The 16,544-nt window shown below is 39.6% G+C and carries 14 protein-coding genes and 2 pseudogenes; 4 read left to right on the top strand and 12 right to left on the bottom strand.

Going from position 1 to position 16,544, the window contains the following annotated elements; translation table 11 throughout:
* Positions 1–80 precede the first annotated feature (80 nt).
* Positions 81–1,509, top strand: a pseudogene (locus tag LIT25_06170) (IS4 family transposase).
* A 396-nt stretch (positions 1,510–1,905) separates the two neighbouring features.
* Here LIT25_06170 and LIT25_06165 read toward each other — a convergent pair.
* The 6 genes from LIT25_06165 to LIT25_06140 form a co-directional block, all read right to left on the bottom strand.
* The gene (locus tag LIT25_06165) at positions 1,906–2,289 is read right to left on the bottom strand and encodes a VOC family protein (GenBank protein USK34931.1); all 384 of its coding nucleotides are present in this window, start codon (positions 2,287–2,289) and stop codon (positions 1,906–1,908) included.
* Between the two features lie 109 nt (positions 2,290–2,398).
* Positions 2,399–2,674, bottom strand: coding sequence for a metalloregulator ArsR/SmtB family transcription factor (locus LIT25_06160; GenBank protein USK34930.1), 276 nt, complete (start codon positions 2,672–2,674; stop codon positions 2,399–2,401).
* A gap of 602 nt (positions 2,675–3,276) precedes the next feature.
* On the bottom strand, positions 3,277–3,894 hold the full coding sequence (locus tag LIT25_06155) for a YitT family protein (protein ID USK34929.1): 618 nt from the start codon (positions 3,892–3,894) through the stop codon (positions 3,277–3,279).
* A gap of 507 nt (positions 3,895–4,401) precedes the next feature.
* Positions 4,402–7,530 (bottom strand): MMPL family transporter, encoded by a 3,129-nt coding sequence (locus LIT25_06150; GenBank protein USK34928.1) that lies wholly within the window; start codon positions 7,528–7,530, stop codon positions 4,402–4,404.
* A gap of 13 nt (positions 7,531–7,543) precedes the next feature.
* Entirely contained in the window at positions 7,544–7,993 is a 450-nt protein-coding gene (locus LIT25_06145; GenBank protein ID USK34927.1) for a MarR family transcriptional regulator, read from the bottom strand.
* 164 nt (positions 7,994–8,157) lie between these two features.
* Positions 8,158–9,984 (bottom strand): APC family permease, encoded by a 1,827-nt coding sequence (locus LIT25_06140; protein ID USK34926.1) that lies wholly within the window; start codon positions 9,982–9,984, stop codon positions 8,158–8,160.
* A 456-nt stretch (positions 9,985–10,440) separates the two neighbouring features.
* Here LIT25_06140 and LIT25_06135 point away from each other — a divergent pair, with 456 nt between their 5' ends.
* Both LIT25_06135 and LIT25_06130 read left to right on the top strand, forming a co-directional pair.
* Positions 10,441–10,575 carry a bacitracin ABC transporter ATP-binding protein gene (locus tag LIT25_06135; protein ID USK34925.1) on the top strand — a complete coding sequence of 45 codons (135 nt, stop codon included), beginning with the start codon at positions 10,441–10,443 and terminating at the stop codon, positions 10,573–10,575.
* Between the two features lie 63 nt (positions 10,576–10,638).
* Positions 10,639–11,286 carry a glycosyltransferase gene (locus LIT25_06130; protein ID USK34924.1) on the top strand — a complete coding sequence of 216 codons (648 nt, stop codon included), beginning with the start codon at positions 10,639–10,641 and terminating at the stop codon, positions 11,284–11,286.
* 159 nt (positions 11,287–11,445) lie between these two features.
* Here LIT25_06130 and LIT25_06125 read toward each other — a convergent pair whose 3' ends face one another.
* Positions 11,446–11,958 carry an acyl-CoA thioesterase gene (locus LIT25_06125; GenBank protein ID USK34923.1) on the bottom strand — a complete coding sequence of 171 codons (513 nt, stop codon included), beginning with the start codon at positions 11,956–11,958 and terminating at the stop codon, positions 11,446–11,448.
* A 49-nt stretch (positions 11,959–12,007) separates the two neighbouring features.
* Positions 12,008–12,295: pseudogene (locus LIT25_06120) on the bottom strand (amidase).
* 237 nt (positions 12,296–12,532) lie between these two features.
* Here LIT25_06120 and LIT25_06115 point away from each other — a divergent pair.
* Complete coding sequence (locus LIT25_06115) at positions 12,533–13,300, top strand: SurA N-terminal domain-containing protein (protein ID USK34922.1); 768 nt, start codon at positions 12,533–12,535, stop codon at positions 13,298–13,300.
* A 116-nt stretch (positions 13,301–13,416) separates the two neighbouring features.
* On the opposite strand, the gene LIT25_06110 is transcribed toward LIT25_06115, so the two are convergent.
* From LIT25_06110 to LIT25_06095, 4 genes are read right to left on the bottom strand one after another with little or no spacing between them, the layout of a single operon-like run.
* Complete coding sequence (locus LIT25_06110) at positions 13,417–14,244, bottom strand: ABC transporter permease subunit (GenBank protein ID USK34921.1); 828 nt, start codon at positions 14,242–14,244, stop codon at positions 13,417–13,419.
* Positions 14,237–15,136, bottom strand: a complete 900-nt coding sequence (locus LIT25_06105) for an ABC transporter ATP-binding protein (protein ID USK34920.1) — start codon at positions 15,134–15,136, stop codon at positions 14,237–14,239. The genes LIT25_06110 and LIT25_06105 overlap by 8 nt, the downstream gene beginning before the upstream one ends.
* Positions 15,137–15,155: 19 nt before the next feature.
* A complete protein-coding gene (locus LIT25_06100; protein USK34919.1) occupies positions 15,156–15,947 on the bottom strand; it encodes a CPBP family intramembrane metalloprotease in 792 nt (263 codons plus the stop codon).
* A gap of 31 nt (positions 15,948–15,978) precedes the next feature.
* Positions 15,979–16,506: a helix-turn-helix domain-containing protein gene (locus tag LIT25_06095; GenBank protein ID USK34918.1), complete on the bottom strand. Its 528-nt coding sequence runs from the start codon at positions 16,504–16,506 to the stop codon at positions 15,979–15,981.
* Positions 16,507–16,544 lie beyond the last annotated feature (38 nt).

Genomic DNA, 16,544 nt, shown 5'->3' with positions numbered 1-16,544 from the left:
TAAGTTTAAACAATACCTTCAAAAATGAAAAAACGCTATGCTTATCGTAAGAAGTTTACGAGAAAGGATGGTGTTTTTTTATGAATCCTATCGTCTCCAGTGAACTGACACTTTTTGCAAAAGAATTACAACGTTTTCTATCCCCAATAGTCCTACAAGAAACTGCCAAACAGGTGGGCTTTGTACAACGATCTAGTAAGTATCAAGCAAATGGACTTATCGCCCTGTGCGTTTGGCTCAGCCAAGAAGTCGCTAGTACATCACTTACGCAATTATGTAGTCGTTTGGAGGCTTCCATGGGTGTACTAATAAGCCCAGAAGGGCTGAATCAGCGCTTTAATCCAGCAGCTGTCGCATTCCTCCGAGAAGTCTTTACTTCACTCCTAACACAAAATCTCTGTTTAAATCATTCGCTTTCTTCACACATGATTTCTGCTTTCGAACGTATTCGGATTTTAGATGCGACTGTATTTCAGCTACCTGATTCCTTCGCCACAAATTATCAAGGCTCTGGAGGGAGTAGTCATACTGCAGGGGTGAAAATCCAATTGGAATACGATTTATTAAGTGGCCAATTTTTAAACGTACAGTTAGGACCAGGAAAAAACAATGATAAAACATACGGTACAATCTGCCTTGAAACTGTAGAGAAAGGCGATTTATGTTTACGTGATCTTGGTTACTTTGATTTAGGAGACTTACAAGCCATTCATGATAAAGAGGCTTATTATATTTCTCGGTTGAAGTTAAATACACGTATTTATATCAAGAACCCTGATCCAGAATTTTTCAACAATGGCACGTTAAAAACAAACCGAATACATCCAGCTTGATATGACACAAATGATGTCCCGTCTAACCTCTGGTGAAACACTGGAAATCACTGAAGCATACATTGGTCAAAATCAGAAGCTTCCAGCACGTGTCATTATCCATCGTTTAACCGATGATCAAACGCAAACACGCCTAAAAAACCAAGCGATTCGAGAAAAGAAGAAAGGCATTGTCATGAAGGAGAAAAGTAAGCACTTGATGGGTATGAATGTCTACATAACGAATACATCACCAGAAGAAGTTCCCACTGACTATGTTCATTCCCTCTATTCCCTGCGTTGGCAAATCGAAATTTTGTTTAAAACATGGAAGTCATTCTTTGAAATCGATGAATGCAAAACAATCAAAAAAGAACGCCTTGAGTGCCATTTATATGGCCAACTCATTGGCATTCTCCTCTGTTCTTCTACCATGTTTCAAATGCGACAGTTACTTCTTGAAAAGAAAAAGAAGGAATTGAGTGAATACAAAGCAATTTATATGATTAAAGATTACTTCCCGTTACTGTTTCAAGCGATGGCAGTTGGCACAGAAGAACTTTTGAACATTCTGCATCGCCTTTATCAGTTGCTCAAAAAGAATGGTCGTAAATGTCATCGTTATAAGAAGATGACTGTCTTGGATATTCTTGGAGTTGTATATGAAAAAACGGTGAAGGATAGACAAGCTGCCTAGCAAAAAAATAGCATTTTAATAGGCTTTTTTGTCATGTCAACTTTTTCATTACTCGTTTGTTTTAAAACAATGATCAACCCGTATCTTGTAATTTATGTTGTTAGCTTGATGGGTATGTGGCGGTACCCCATGCCCATCAAGCTAACCGAAAGAATGTTTAGAGTAGAGCCGAACCCTCTATGTTTGACTAAAGAAAGGCATGCCAAATATGCTGGTTCTTTACTTCTTTTTCCTTCGTCATGAGTCCGGTTGAATACCGAACTCATGCCCTACCCGTTGCCTAATAATAAAGTGTCTAACTTTTTGGGTTCACTTCAAATTAGGACAGGGTTAACATAAAGTTGTTCTTTAATTGTTGATAAAAACACTTCACCGAACATCTATTTCGACATAAAGTTACTTCTGCACTATCTGAATAAGGTTGCCGCATGTATCGTCGAAGACAGCTATTGTGACTTCGCCCATTTTTGTTGGCTCCATAGTAAACTTCACGCCGTTTTCCAATAATCGTTTGTACTCTTTACGAATATCTGCAACGCCAAACATTGTTGCTGGGATGCCTTCGGCAAATATCTTCTTTTGATACTCTTTGGCGGCAGGATGGTCATTCGGTTCGAGTAAAAGCTCAGTACCGTCTTGATCATCGGGAGAAACAAGCGTTATCCACCTAAATTCTCCGACGGGAACGTCCTCCTTTTTTACAAACGCCAGCGTTTCTGAATAAAACTCCAGTGCCTTGTCTTGATCTTGTACGAATATACTGGTAACAATAATTTTCATACTGTTTTTGCCTCCTTTGATATTTGCGACGTATGGTGCTCTGCTAACAATCTGGCTGCAAGCAAAACAACCCACACATTCGTCAGAAGTCCTGTTCCGATTTATAAAATTACTCTATCCATCCTTTCAGCAAGTTTTTAAGTGGTTCGTTGTTGAACATAAGTACTCGATATTTTCCCTTTCGTTTTGATTTTACGAGTCCTGCATCTTCCAATGCAGAAAGATGTTTAGCGATCGCCTGTCGCGAAATGGCAAGGTCGTGCTTCGTAATGAGACGTACCGTAAGTTCATACAACGTCAGCTCGTTGCGTTCAGATAGTTCGTCTAATATCAGCCGCCGAGTCGAATCGCCGAGTGCTTTGAATATAGCGTCTTTGTCCCACATACATCAAGTATAAGCAACTTTAAAGTTGCATGTCAATAAGTATAAGTAACTGCGTGGTTGCTTATCAAGGGAACCGTATGCATGCAATCTTTTTCACCAACAACATATGTTCAATTCATCAAATAAAATACTAAAGATCTCAAATCAGAACCAATCTTTTACATAAGCAACTATACCTAATAAAGCACCTATTCCAGAACTAACGAAAGCTACAATTACATATGTTGATTTATTTTTTCTATTATTAGACTCCATCATAATGAGCCCCCGTTACAAATTCACTTCTAATAATATACAGGCAATTCAATTATTGGTTTTATAGTTTTTAGTATCCTTGAAAAGTACCGAAAACGATCGTTTTTGATAATGACAGCAAAAAAGGGGTACCTTTTGGAAAATCCGGTTTTCCAAAAAAAAAGCCTAATTTCTCTGAATTAAAATAGAGAAATTGTGCTTTATTCGTTATTCCATAAACGCGCCCGTTTATTGAAAATCGATATTAGTATATGTACACTTATTTTTTACAAGGAGACTCCCGCTAAAGCCCCTGTTCGTGGAAGATCATTATAACTTCTATTAGCTGTTTAGCTAATTAAGCATATTCAAAATGATTCATAATTTTTTTTAACCTCAAAATACCTCGATTTAATTGGGAATTTATAGATTTGATCTAAAACCCTTGTCCCAATATATTGGCAAACCAACGCATACAAAATGATTTTCCAATCAACGACAATTCCAGTTAAAACTACTAAACTTCCGTTTATCCAAAATAACGCTTTTCCTGGTGAAAGTCCTTTTGTTTTGGAAAGTATTAAGGCCAAAATATCCATCCCACCTGAAGAAGCTCCCATTCGAAACAATATACCTAGTCCTATTCCAAAGACAACTGAACCAAAAGTGAGATCAAGCATCACATTTGATATGGGATTTTTCATAAACGGGGAAATAAAGTTGATCGTAGCAGAAGTTACTGACACACAATACATTGTCCAAAGTGCACTACTTTTTCCAAGCCATTTTACTGCAGCTAGTAACAAGCTAGCATTTACAACCCAAAGTGTAATCGCAAACGGCAGATTTATTATGTAATTTAACAAAATACCTATACTAGCAGCACCACCTGAGGGAATAAAGTGCGGGAATAAAAAAGTCGCCATCGCAACACCTTGTATAGTGGCAGCAATTCCAAGTATTATGCTTTTGATTAGTATGTTCATTAAAAAAACCCCTAGAATTTCAACGTATTTTTTCTTTATTTAGATTTAGTATAACATTATAAGTACTCATTTACTGTCTTGATTAGCCGTTAGTAACATTGGTTGCAACAACAAAACCTTTTATTTATACTGCGCTAGTGGAATAATCATTAAAAACACGCTCATGTCACTACCTCCTTTTTTGGGATAAATAATACCGCAGGCTATTACCCAGAAGGGAACGTTTCCGACTGAAAGGAGACCCATCTAAACACCCCTTTTGGGCGGTGTACAAATGAGCAACCCTTTGTTAATGGAATATTCAGATTTCAATAATTTTAGTAAGCTTCCTCAATTGTGTAATATGAATCAACTTTTTTTCAAAGTCGAAAAATAACGATCTGCAGGAATGCTAATCTGCCCCTAGTTTAATGACAAACCATTCCAATCATACCGTTTCTTTATCTCATGTTTCTTTAAACAAACAAGCCGCCCTCATCAAGAGAACGGCTTTAATTAATATCCTATTCAGTTGGAAACCCGTTTAAAAGGCCACCAATTCGCCTGCCCAAAGCTTTTCACCATCACAGGGATAAACAGCGGCAGGATAACTAGCACGTATAGGAACAACCCTATTAGAATGATAGATGCAATCTGCAGCAAGGACAGCATACCAGAAGGCATCATAGCAGCAAAGGTTCCGCCAAGAATAACCGCTGCTGAAATAATGACGGTTCCCATCTTTTTCATGGCCACCAGCATCGCCTCACCTACTGAGAGATCGCGGTACTCGCTGAAGCGGTCCATTAAGAAGATGCTGTAGTCGACGCCAAGGGCGACAAGAATGACGAATCCAAAGAATGGCACCGCCCAGCTGATGCCGGCATACTGCAGAATATCTACAAAGATTACTTCGTTAATAGCCATAGAGGTAAAATAAGCTAAAACCAAGGATCCAATAATGTAGATTGGCATAATAATAGACCGGAACATAAAAATGAGAATAATCGAGATGCCGACAAGCATCAGGACTACTGTCCGGGAATAATCCTGTGCAGAAACTGTGCTTAAGTCTGCATTTGTGCTTGTAATCCCGCCAACTGCTACTACTGCATTTTCAAGTTTCGTATCTTTCACAGCTCTTTCTACTGCTTCTTTGATCTCAGGCACTTGTTCAATCGCCTCATTTGAATACGGACTTGCCTCCATTACAACATCAAGAGTCATTGTTTTGCGGTCCTCTGACATGTAGGCATCAAGAGCCTGCTCAAATTCCTCACTCTCTAACACTTCCTGAGGCAAATAAAATCCATTTGTATCTGATGACTTTGATAAGCCTGAAAGGTAATCCTGAGCTGATCCAAGTCCGTCTGAAACTTTATTCAGTCCGTCTGCGCTTTGATTCAGTCCATCTGTGAGCTGACCTAATTGGCCCCCAAGATCTTCAAACCCGTCAAGCAGCTGTTTTTGGCCGGAGTTAATTCCGCTGAGTCCGTCTGTGAACTTCGGCATGTTATCTATGATTTGCCCCTGTCCGTCAGCAAGCTGATTAAGTCCTTCGAGCTGCTGATCAACACCTTTAATAAGAGCATCAAGACCCCCAGCTACTCCTTGCTGTCCTGCATTAGCTTCACCGAAGCCTGCGTTTGCCTGATTCATTCCTGCAGTCAATTGAGCTAAACCGGAGTTCAGCTGACTTAGTCCTGCTGAAAGCTTAGGCAGCTCCTGCTTTGCGGCGCCCACTGTTCCTTTTATTTTTTGATACTGGGCTTCATTTTCTATTCCTGCATATTTCTTTTCAAGATAGGCAAAATCCTGCTGCTGGATTTGAGCCATCGTTTCAATTAAAGCTGACAGACCATTTTGAACCTGCGTATATTGTGCAGTTAAGTTTTTCAAATTCCCTTGAATATCTTCATATCCTTTAAGGAGCTCCTCATAGCCTGCAAGCAGCTTCTCACTTCCTGCTTTAACCTGCTGAAGCCTGCTTTTGATTTCAGAGGATCCCGCTGAGCCTTGGCGAATCCCATCCTCGATCGCTGCTAAGTTCGTTTGTACTTCAGTCAGCCCCGATTGAAGCTCAGAAGTACCCGAAATCAAGTCGTTTATGCCATCTGTTGTATCATTCAGCTCAGGCTCAGACTTTGAAAGTTCGCTGCCTGCTTCATTAAGCCCTTTGCTGATTTCATCTATTCCTTCTTTTCCATCACCTATGCCTTTACCGAGGCTCTCTGCCTGCTTAGCGACAAAGAAGTCTTCTATCGGTTCACCTGCAGGACGTGTAACTGAGCGGACGTTATCGACCAGGTCCACTTTTTCGAGCTCCTGGCTGATTTTCTCTGCAAGTGCCGCATATTCTGCAGAATCCATTTTTTCATCATTTTTCATGACAATCTGAGTCGGCATGGATTCCCCTGGGCCAAAGCTGTCTGAGATCGCATTGAATGCTTTAATGGACGCAACATCTCCGCTGACCTCTTCAAGCGAATCAAAGGATAGTTCTCCGTCATAGACCGCTAAAAATGGAACGCAAATGGCCGCTACGATCAGAAGCGAAAGGAACGGACGTGCAAGAGAGAATCTTCCTAATACTCCCCATAGCTTACTTTCTCCATGCTCTGCTTTGCTTTTTGACGGCCAGAAAATCTTACCGCCTAAAATCGCCATAAAAAACGGCACAATCGTAAACAAAGCTACTAGTAAAATAGCAACACCTACCGCAACTGCAGAAGCAGATTGATAGAGTTTAAACTGTGAAAAACCAATCGCTGCAAAGCCTATCATAACGGCAACACCGCTGAAAAACACGGTGCGCCCGGCGTTGCGGTAAGTGGCCACAATGGCTTCCGGCACCGTTTCATGCGCTGATAATTCCTCTTTAAATCTGCTTAATATCAAAATACAATAATCCGTTCCAATCCCAAACAGGACGGCAACTAAAAAGATTTGAGTATAATTTGAAATCGGAAAATTAAATGAATCGACTAAAAACGAAACAATCGATTGTGAAGCCAAATAACTAAATCCAACTGCAAGCAGCGGAATGAGGGGCGCAACAACCGACCTGAACACCAAAAGCAGAACGCCTAAAATAAAGACAACCGTAATTCCTTCTGTCTTTTTCAGGCCATCTTCCGAGCTTTTCATCAAATCTTCATTGATCAACCAGTTCCCCGTATAATCGTGATCAACTTTTACTTCTTGAATCGCACCGTATAAGGCTTCTCTGACCTCAGTGGGCTCACGTTCATTCCAGGCCACATTGACTGAGGCCAATATTGCTTTTCCATCCTTGGATACAAGCTGTTCTTTTAAACTATCTTCGTTAAAATGCGTGAGAATTTCTGTAATTCCAAGCTTTTCTTCATTCTTCTCAAGCAGCCGGATTGCTTTTTCAGCTTCGGCTATTTCTGTTTTCGTCAGTTTTTTCTCACTGTAAAAAACAAGCGCAACGCGGCTTTCATCTTCGCCGCCTTCATCCTTCTGCACTTCGTCTAAAATCCGGGAGGCATATGATGAAGAATACCCTTCTGGCACATCAATCTGTCCTTTTTCCCTGACTAAATCCGCCATATTCGGGGCCGCAAACAATAATCCAGTTACAACAGCAATCCAGGCAATCATAACAAGCCATTTGCTTTTAATAATTGTCTTCATGATCTTCCCCCAGTTATTCCTCTTTGCTTTCTATTAAAACTTGATTGAGTTTTTCATACGTTTCTATGAATTGTTTAATTTCCAACGGATCGAACTTATTAATGAAGGATTCCACAAGCTTATGAATGCGGTCTTCTGCTTTTTCATACAGTTCATTTCCTTTATCAGAGAGCGTCAAATAGACAACACGGCGGTCATTTTCATCACGCGTCCTCTCAATCAGTCCTTTTTCAAACATTCTTGTGATAATCGCGGTTATCGCGCTTTTTTTCACATTAAACACTTCTGCCAATTCGGAAGAAGTGCATGATTTTGACTGATTGATATACCTGAGCACATAGTGCTGGTCATTCGTCAGATCACTCCCAATCTGTTCTTTGACCAGAGTCTCGGCGATGCTTGTAACGGAAAAAGAAACCGCTATGTACCGGTCGACCAGTTCTTTAATGTTTTCTCCTGACATTTCTTTACCTCATTTCAAAAATTATTCTATTATTTAATTATTCAACAATTTAACTATTAACTGATTTAACTTTAATGTCCGGTTTATAAAATGTCAAGACATACAAACTGCAATTTCTTTACCCATAAGAAAAGGAGCTCTTTCAAAGAGCTCCTTCACATTCCCTATTTTTTCAAATGATACGGAACAGTAGTGACAATGACATTTCTTTTATACAAGAGAAACGTCCTGATTAAGATACTTGACTGGTTATGAAGAATATTGTGCCAGCTTTTTTTGGGAATAAATTGCGGGATTAAAACCGTAACCCTATAGTTGGATTCACTTGCTTTTTTCTCAACTGTATCAATGAATTTAGTCAATGGCTGAATGATGCTTCGATAATAAGACTGCAGAGTTACAAGCCGAATATCCGGCTGCCACTTGTTCCATTTATCTTCAAAGATTTTTTCATCGACTCGTTCAAATGAAACGTAAACCGCAATGATTTGATCTGCGGATAATGATTTTGCATAGTTCAAAGAATTTTCTACTACGTGAGTCATTCCCGCTACAGGCACGATAATGACATTCCCTTCAATCGGCTTGATCGGCTCACATGTTGTGAGTCTCAGCTGATCACCAACGGCCACATAGTGCTTCTTAATTTGATGAAATCCTAAAACGATAAGAGGCAAAAAGATCAGGACCGCCCAAACCTGTGAGAACTTTGTAATGAAGAACATCATCATGACAAGAAAGCTGATAAGTGCTCCAGTTAAATTTACCGCAAGTTTAACCGCCCAGCCTTTAGGCTTCTCACGCAGCCACTTCACGAGCATTCCAGTCTGGGATAAGGTAAATGGAATAAACACGCCTACCGCATAAAGAGGGATGAGCTGTTCTGTCTGCCCTTTAAAAATAATGATTAGTAAAATGGACGTGATTCCAAGAGTGATGATCCCATTGGAATACCCTAATCGGTCTCCTCTCATCGTAAACATTCTTGCAATGTATTTATCTTTTGCAAGGTTGAATGCAAGCAAAGGAAAAGCAGAATATCCGGTGTTAGCAGCGAGAACAAGAATCATAGCTGTTGTTCCCTGGATAAAATAATACATAAAGTTTCTACCAAACGTTTCAGCTGCAATTTGGGAAACAACTGTTTCTTCGTGTTTTGGAGCTATCCCGAAGTAATAGGCTAAAAATACGATTCCTGAAAATAAAATGGCAAGCAATAACCCCATTGCCATCAGCGTTCTGACTGCATTTTTAGGACCAGGATCTTTAAAATTCGGTATCGCATTCGAGATTGCTTCGACTCCGGTTAATGCAGAACTTCCTGAAGCAAATGCTCTCAGCAGCAAAAACAAGCTAATGCCTGCAACAGGAGTCCCTATCGGTGCATGCAAATCCGGTGAAACATCCCCGGTTATGATTTTAAATATTCCTACCCCTATTAATATAAAAAGGGCCAAAACAAACAAATAGACCGGATAGGCTAATATTGAGGCTGATTCGGTGATTCCTCTGAGATTTAGTATGGTGATAAAAGCAACCAGCAAACAGGCTATGATGACATTATAATCATGCAAGGCAGGAAAGGCAGAAGTAATCGCATCTGTTCCTGCCGAGACACTCACGGCAACTGTCAATATGTAATCAACTAAGAGTGAACCTCCTGCAATTAACCCTGCATTTTCTCCAAGGTTTTCTTTTGAAACGACATATGCTCCCCCGCCATGAGGATAAGCATAGATAATTTGACGGTAAGATAAGATCAGAGCCGTTAATAAAAATAGTACACCTACTGCAATTGGAATGGAATACCAAAATGCAACAGCACTTATAGTAACTAAGACAAGCAGGATCTGCTCTGGCCCGTACGCTACAGAAGATAATGCATCTGAAGATAGAATAGCCAGTGCTTTCTTTTTATTTAATTTTTGCTCTCCCAATTCTGTAGACTTTAAGGGAGCCCCAATGATTATTCTTTTAAGCATAGAAAACATTTCTGCACCACCATTTTTTCTTCTTTTGAACTTTTTCTTGATGACATTTAAGAATGTAAACCTTTAATTAGCGTATCAACATAATTATCCGCAAGTCATTACGAACAGCATAATGGACATTAGAATCGCAGTCTCACCGCTACACATCCTCTCTCCTAACGCTTACGGGGTTAGCTGACGGATTCGGGACAAAAGAGTATCCCTACCTACATGAATAGGATTCACCCCTTTGCGAATATTATCACAATATCGGGTTCCCCGCTCCTCATGGATTAAGCGATTAATAAATATGAAACTGTTGGTTATCATACTCCTATCCTTAAGAGATGTAAATAAAAATAATTCATATCCTTTGACTTTTTTAAACCAATAAGCTACCGGTCAATAAAAGGAGGAAATGTATGATATTGGGCCCATGCGCTAACACTATTTTTATTCAAGCATAGGAGGATTTTGATGACTAAAGAAAACATACCGATATTATCTGATGAATTTTTAGATGAAGTGACAAAAGAGATCAATGAGGCATACGGTTTTGAAAATGATCCAATTGAAAAAGCAGATCGGGAGTTTCATGCGGAAGAAGAATAAAACTTAGGGTTACATGCAAACGATTGATGTCCCGCACTACTATTAAAAAGGAGGATTTCCAACTTGAAAAAACACTTAATAACTGCTGGAATGCTGATTATGTCCCTAGTCTTCGTCATGTCGCCAATAAAAACGGATGCAAAAGACATGACACAGGCACGCGAAGAATGCATCACAAAAGAATCCCTTGCTTTAAAAGAAACCATGAGGAGGCTCTGGACTGATCATGCGGTTTGGACAAAAAGCTATATTGTCAGTTCCCTTAACGAACTAGAGAATCAAAAAAAGCTGCTTGCAAGGCTCTTAAAAAATCAGGATGACTTCGGAAATGCTATTAAGCCTTACTACGGGGAAGAAGCAGGAAATAAGCTTGCTGAGCTCTTAAGAGAGCACATTCTGATTGCAGGAAAATTGACTGCAGCTGCAAAAAGCGGCAATCAATCAGACTTTAAAAAGTTTAATGCAGAATGGCATAAGAATGCAGATGACATCTCCAAGTTCTTGAGCAGCGCAAACCCGAACTGGTCAGAAAAAGAGCTGAAGGAAGCATTGTATATTCATTTGCAAATTCTTTCTGAAGATCTGTCTGCTCTCCTTAAAAAGGATTGGAATGCGAGTATTGAAGCATTTGATAAAGGGCTGGATCATTTGATGATGCTGGCCGATGTACTTTCGGCAGGAATCATGAAGCAGTTTCCAGAGAAATTCTAGCTTATCTTTTGAAAATCAGTCTGTTTCAAGATTTATCCGTGTAACTTCGTGTTTTATTAATAAACAATTTTATCAGTCAAATAAAGGGTTTTATCTGTTTTAAAGGGAAGATCCCTAAAAGATCTTCCCTCTTTTTTATTTTTGATTTTAAATAACCAATTAATATTGCTTAATTTTCTCAGAGAACGTAATACTTGCTTTTCTTCTCGCTTTCCTGATAAGCGAGCGCTCCTCACCTGAATCGAATAAATATTTTTCCTCTTCTGTTTCAGGATAAACTCCCGGAACGGCTTTTGGCTTACCTTGTTCATTCAATGAAACAAATGTAATAAAGCTTGTAGCTGCTACTCTGGATTCACCGCTTATTAAATCTTCTGCCGTTACTTTCACGAATACCTCCATCGATGATCTTCCCGTAAATGTGACGAAAGATTCAAGATGCACCGCATCAGTCGGACGAATCGGATGGAGAAAATCCACCGAATCCATGGATGCTGTGACACATTCTGTCCGGCAATGTTTAGCTGCTGAAATTGAGGCTACAACATCTATTGAAGCCATTAATTTTCCGCCGAACAAGGTTTCATGATTATTCGTATCAGGCGGAAGTACACGGTTTGTTTGGAAGACTCTTGATTCTGAACACGGTTTGCTGTTAGGTATCTGCGTCATAGTAATCTCCTTTTTAATTGCATTTCTAAGAATTTTGCTGAATATTTTTCTAAAAGTATGGACTTCTTCTAAGCTTCGTATGCTGTGCATAAGAATATCCAAGCTTTATTAAAAGCCCCTCACTAAAAGCAAAAGCCTCTAAAGTAATTCCAAAGGGCCTTCCGTTTTGCATATCCCCTGCAGGAAGGGCAATGGAAAGATAACCAGCTTTTGCACAGATAGTTGAACCGATATACGAAGGAAAAAGGATGGCGTCGAGATTATTTTTTTTCAATGCATAATCAATACTATCCTGCAGGGAAAAGTATATATCTTCTAATTTTGCTTGTATATATTCAAGTGCTCATCTGATATCCATATCTGCATTATTTCGTTTATTTCTTCTGAATAACCCCCATACTCTAACATATTTTCCCAATTCCCTCCGCTGACTTTAAACGTTTCAATCCTGTTACAATTCGTCAGATCGGCTCCATAAGGTTTCTTTTTCACAGGATTTCCTTTATAATTCGCACTAGATGATTTTTTTTCTAAAGAAAAAATTATACTTCTAGCTTGAGGAAGGAGATCGATTATGAAAAAAGTCATGTTACCATTAATAACCGGTCTAATGGCCGTTGCTTTAGCAGCATGCGGAGGCAATGAAGAAAGCAAAGAAGCAAAAAAGGATGATAAAGCAAAAACAGCCGAAACCGATCAGCAGAAGGATCAGCAAAAGCAAATGGAAGAAATGCAAAAGAAATTAAAAGCGCAGCAAGTGGATGAAAAGAAAACTGTTGCTCTTGTGAATGATGAAAAAATCCTTGGCAGCGACTATAACAGCGTCCTGCAATCAACTCAGGGCCAAATGCAGCAAATGGGACAAGACCCAACTTCTAAAGAAGCTGCAGAGCAAGTGAAAAAACAAACACTTGACAGCTTAGTCGGACAAACCCTGCTTCTTCAAGAGGCAAACAAAAAAGGCTATAAAGCATCTGATGAAGACGTTAAAAAGCAGATTGGCGAAACGAAAAAACAGTTTAAAACGGAAAAAGAATTCGAAGCAGCCCTTAAAAAATCTGGCATGGACATGAAAACACTTGAAGCTCAAATTGCAGATGATATTAAATTCAGACAGTATGTTGAAAAAGAAGTGCCTGCAGGTGAAATCTCAGACGAAGAAATTCAAAAAACATATGACCAATACGCTGAGCAAGGAAAAAGCAGCGGACAGGAAGTTCCAAAACTTGAAGAAGTAAAACCTCAGATTGAACAATCTCTTCAACAGCAAAAACAGCAGGAACTGCTTGCTCAAAAAGTGGAAGAACTGAAGAAAAACGCGAAGATTGATCTTAAGATTTAACAGCTAACCCCCTGTGCCAGATGAGACGGCAAGGGGGTTTTTTAGTTCTGTCAGTGTAAATCAAGGATTACCATATAAAGAAAACCTGATTTCCATCAGCCTAAATTCGATTCCCCTCAATGAATCTGCTTTTCAAATAGCATAAACCGATCATTGTACTTCGTGATTCTCTGCAGCAAAACGGCATTCACGATCAGAATCACAAGTGAGATCAGCAGCGTAATTTGTGCCCCCACAAAAAATAAACCGCTTGACTGACCAGCCATCATTCCCACAGCAGGCAGGATAATCAAGCCTCCAATGTTCTGCGCTTCCTGATACGTTTTGACACGGGAGGAGATAAAGACGTTAAGCAAGACCGTCATTAGTGATACCATTGGTGAAAGACAAAAGATCAGCGCAAGCCAATTGGCAGATGGAAAGATCATTTCTCCAAACAGCTGAAACCCCAGAATATTAATAATCATTCCGCTCAGCAAAAAGCTCAAAAAGGAGACGAGAAGAGACGGAATAAAAGATCCAAGGATTTTGCTCACAAAGAGTGTTTTAATCGGCACAGGAGAAAAAAGCAGACTCTCAAGTGTACGCCGCTCCTTTTCCCCTGCAAAGCTGTTGGCGGCTACAACACTTGCCGTGATAATCGGCACCAGCAAAAACAAGGACGGAAGCATGTAGTTAATAAACAAATAAACAAATTGCTGTTCGGCTGTTTCAAACACAAGATTCTCCTGTTTCAAATGAGTCAGGAAACTGCTGATCAGCTTCTGTGCATCATTTCCCGCCATCTCTTCGATATCAAAAATAAGAGCACTTCCCAGGAGAGCTGCGGGTATGATTGCTGAAAAAATAACCGGAATAATAATCAGCGTAGCAAACAAATTTTTACTGCGGAAAATATCCCTTAAATCTTTTTTGATGATCGCCTTCATCATTGCGCTATTCATTGTGCATCTCCCTTACTTTAAAATAAATGGATTCAAGATCACTATTTAAAATTTCTGCGGAATAGACATGATGCTTTTCTAAAATCCCCTTCAGTAAAAAAGGTATGTCTTCTTTTGCAGGCAGTGTGAAAATGACTTCGCCTTCTGCACGTTGTTCACAAGGAAACTCCAAGTATCCTTTTCTATGAAGCTTCATATCTGTGTTTACTTTTACCTTGATTTCTTTTAAATACTTTTTCTCAAGTTCAGCCATTGTGCCTTGCTCAACAATGGTTTGATTCAGAAGAAAAGCAAATGAATCGCAAACAGGTTCCAGCTGATGCAATACATGAGAACAGATAATCATAGTTGTGCCGGTTTCTTCGTTGTATTTTTTCAAATAAGCGAGTACCATTTTGATGCCGTCCGGATCGAGGCCATTTGTCGGTTCATCCAGAAACAGCAATTTTGGACTGTGTAAAAGCGCTTTTCCAAGCGCAAGCCTTTTTTTCATGCCTGTACTGTACGTTCCTGCAGGTTTATCTTTATGCTCAGCCAGATCAAACAGCTCAAGCAATTGAATGATTCTGGATTTATCCTTGACTCCATATAAATCTGCAAAAAAAGCTAAGTTTTCTTCACCGCTTAATTGATGATACAAACCTGCACCTTCTGTGACAATTCCTGAAATCTTTCTGATCTCATCGCCTTGTGTTACAGGATCATGATTCAGGATCGAAATCGTCCCGCTGTCAGCTTTAATGACGCCGTTTAATATTCGGATAAATGTTGTTTTCCCAGCTCCGTTTGGTCCAAGGAGCCCTACAATCTTTCCTTGTTCTGCTTTGAAATGGACGTTCTTCAGCACAGTCTGACTTCCAAACGTTTTTGAAACACCCGCGACTTCAATCATCTGTATTCAAGCTCCCTTTTTAATAGAATAATGGAATAAACAGCAGCTGCATTGAGATATGAGCAAACATGTGCGAGACAATTGCATACTCAAACCCTTTTTTCCAATAGAGGTAACCGAAGAACAAACCTCCAATACCATTCAGCAGGAAGCAGCGGAAAAGAACCATACCCGTTAAATCACCAAATACCATTGAAGTGAACGGTAAATGGCCAGCAGCAAATACTAGTGAAGCGATGATGATGGCCGCCCAGAAATAAGATTTCGGCAGCTGATGCCTCTTTCTTCCGGCCTTTTTTTGAAAAATCCATACCAGCAAACTGACTAAAAACAGCCGCATCAGGGTTTCCTCAAACACTCCGCCTGCCAGAACACCTGCGAATAATCCAAGCCAAGAGAATTCAGGCGTGCTTCCCCCTATCTCCTGAATCTGATACTGAAAGTAAAAGCGGTCTGAACCGACAATTATGAATCCTGCCACTGTTCCAAGAACAATGGAAAGCAGCAGATATGAACGGTTGAATGGCCTCTTTTTTCCTTTTTCAAAGAGAGATTGAAGGATGTCAAAAGAAAAACCAGTTTTTCGTGCCAGTTTAAAACCAAGAAATGCAAGGAGGAAACTCATGATAAATAATTGAACAGATGATACTAGAGATAAAACAACCATGGAGGCACCGCCGGTCATTTTCTCAAATTCATTTGCAGACACCGCTGATTTTAATGAATCCATTTGATATGGCAGCAAAAGAAAACCAGATCCAAAACAGATGCCTGCAATCAATAAAGCTATTTTCAAATCCATCCCCTTCATTAGCCTCTCCCTCTCCAGCTGTTACGTTTTATTACTTTTGCGGAATGACTATCGTTGCAATGTTTCTTCCTGTACGTTCGGGAGAAGGTTCATTAAGCATAGCCTTTTGCAGCAGTTCAGCCATACCCTTTATCAGTTCTATAAATTCGGAATCTGATAAATGAACATTTGCTACAGTGTAACTAACTCCATCTTTCATCAAATCAGCTGCTCCCTTCTGTAAATAATTCTCATACATGCCCATCAGCTGCGTTGTAAAATTCATGAATAATTCTAAATGCTCTTCACTTGATAAGTTTAAAAAGTCTTCCTGCGACTGTACAGATGGTTCATTTAGCGCATAAACTTTTTCAACTGTTCCTCTAATTTGATTTTCTTTTACAACTTGAATGACCTTGGCTTCAAGAAGTTTATTAAGATGTCTGTACAGTGTCGCCTTAGGAACATCTTTGGCCCGCTCCCCCAATTGGCCAACAGTCATTTCTTTGCCGTTCAGCAGAGATTGAACAATTTTCATTCTCACAGGATGCAGGATCAGGTTCATCTTTGATTTATTCAAGTCTTTATCCTCCAGTGTATTCATTGTTATCATTATTA

Origin of the sequence: Bacillus sp. F19, from assembly GCA_023823795.1 — a bacterium.
Taxonomy (GTDB): Bacteria; Bacillota; Bacilli; order Bacillales; family Bacillaceae; genus Bacillus_P.
Note: the sequence above shows the minus strand (reverse complement) of the source record. Positions and strands in the feature narration are given on the sequence as shown.

What these genes read in the sequence shown, in the direction of transcription:
- LIT25_06105 (USK34920.1), bottom strand. Translation starts at nt 15,136, where the DNA reads ATGATTGAAGTCGCGGGTGTTTCAAAAACGTTTGGAAGTCAGACTGTG.
- LIT25_06145 (USK34927.1), bottom strand. Translation starts at nt 7,993, where the DNA reads ATGTCAGGAGAAAACATTAAAGAACTGGTCGACCGGTACATAGCGGTT.
- LIT25_06155 (USK34929.1), bottom strand. Translation starts at nt 3,894, where the DNA reads ATGAACATACTAATCAAAAGCATAATACTTGGAATTGCTGCCACTATA.
- LIT25_06110 (USK34921.1), bottom strand. Translation starts at nt 14,244, where the DNA reads ATGAATAGCGCAATGATGAAGGCGATCATCAAAAAAGATTTAAGGGAT.
- LIT25_06150 (USK34928.1), bottom strand. Translation starts at nt 7,530, where the DNA reads ATGAAGACAATTATTAAAAGCAAATGGCTTGTTATGATTGCCTGGATT.
- LIT25_06135 (USK34925.1), top strand. Translation starts at nt 10,441, where the DNA reads ATGACTAAAGAAAACATACCGATATTATCTGATGAATTTTTAGATGAA.
- LIT25_06160 (USK34930.1), bottom strand. Translation starts at nt 2,674, where the DNA reads ATGTGGGACAAAGACGCTATATTCAAAGCACTCGGCGATTCGACTCGG.
- LIT25_06165 (USK34931.1), bottom strand. Translation starts at nt 2,289, where the DNA reads ATGAAAATTATTGTTACCAGTATATTCGTACAAGATCAAGACAAGGCA.
- LIT25_06140 (USK34926.1), bottom strand. Translation starts at nt 9,984, where the DNA reads ATGTTTTCTATGCTTAAAAGAATAATCATTGGGGCTCCCTTAAAGTCT.
- LIT25_06115 (USK34922.1), top strand. Translation starts at nt 12,533, where the DNA reads ATGAAAAAAGTCATGTTACCATTAATAACCGGTCTAATGGCCGTTGCT.
- LIT25_06100 (USK34919.1), bottom strand. Translation starts at nt 15,947, where the DNA reads ATGAAGGGGATGGATTTGAAAATAGCTTTATTGATTGCAGGCATCTGT.
- LIT25_06125 (USK34923.1), bottom strand. Translation starts at nt 11,958, where the DNA reads ATGACGCAGATACCTAACAGCAAACCGTGTTCAGAATCAAGAGTCTTC.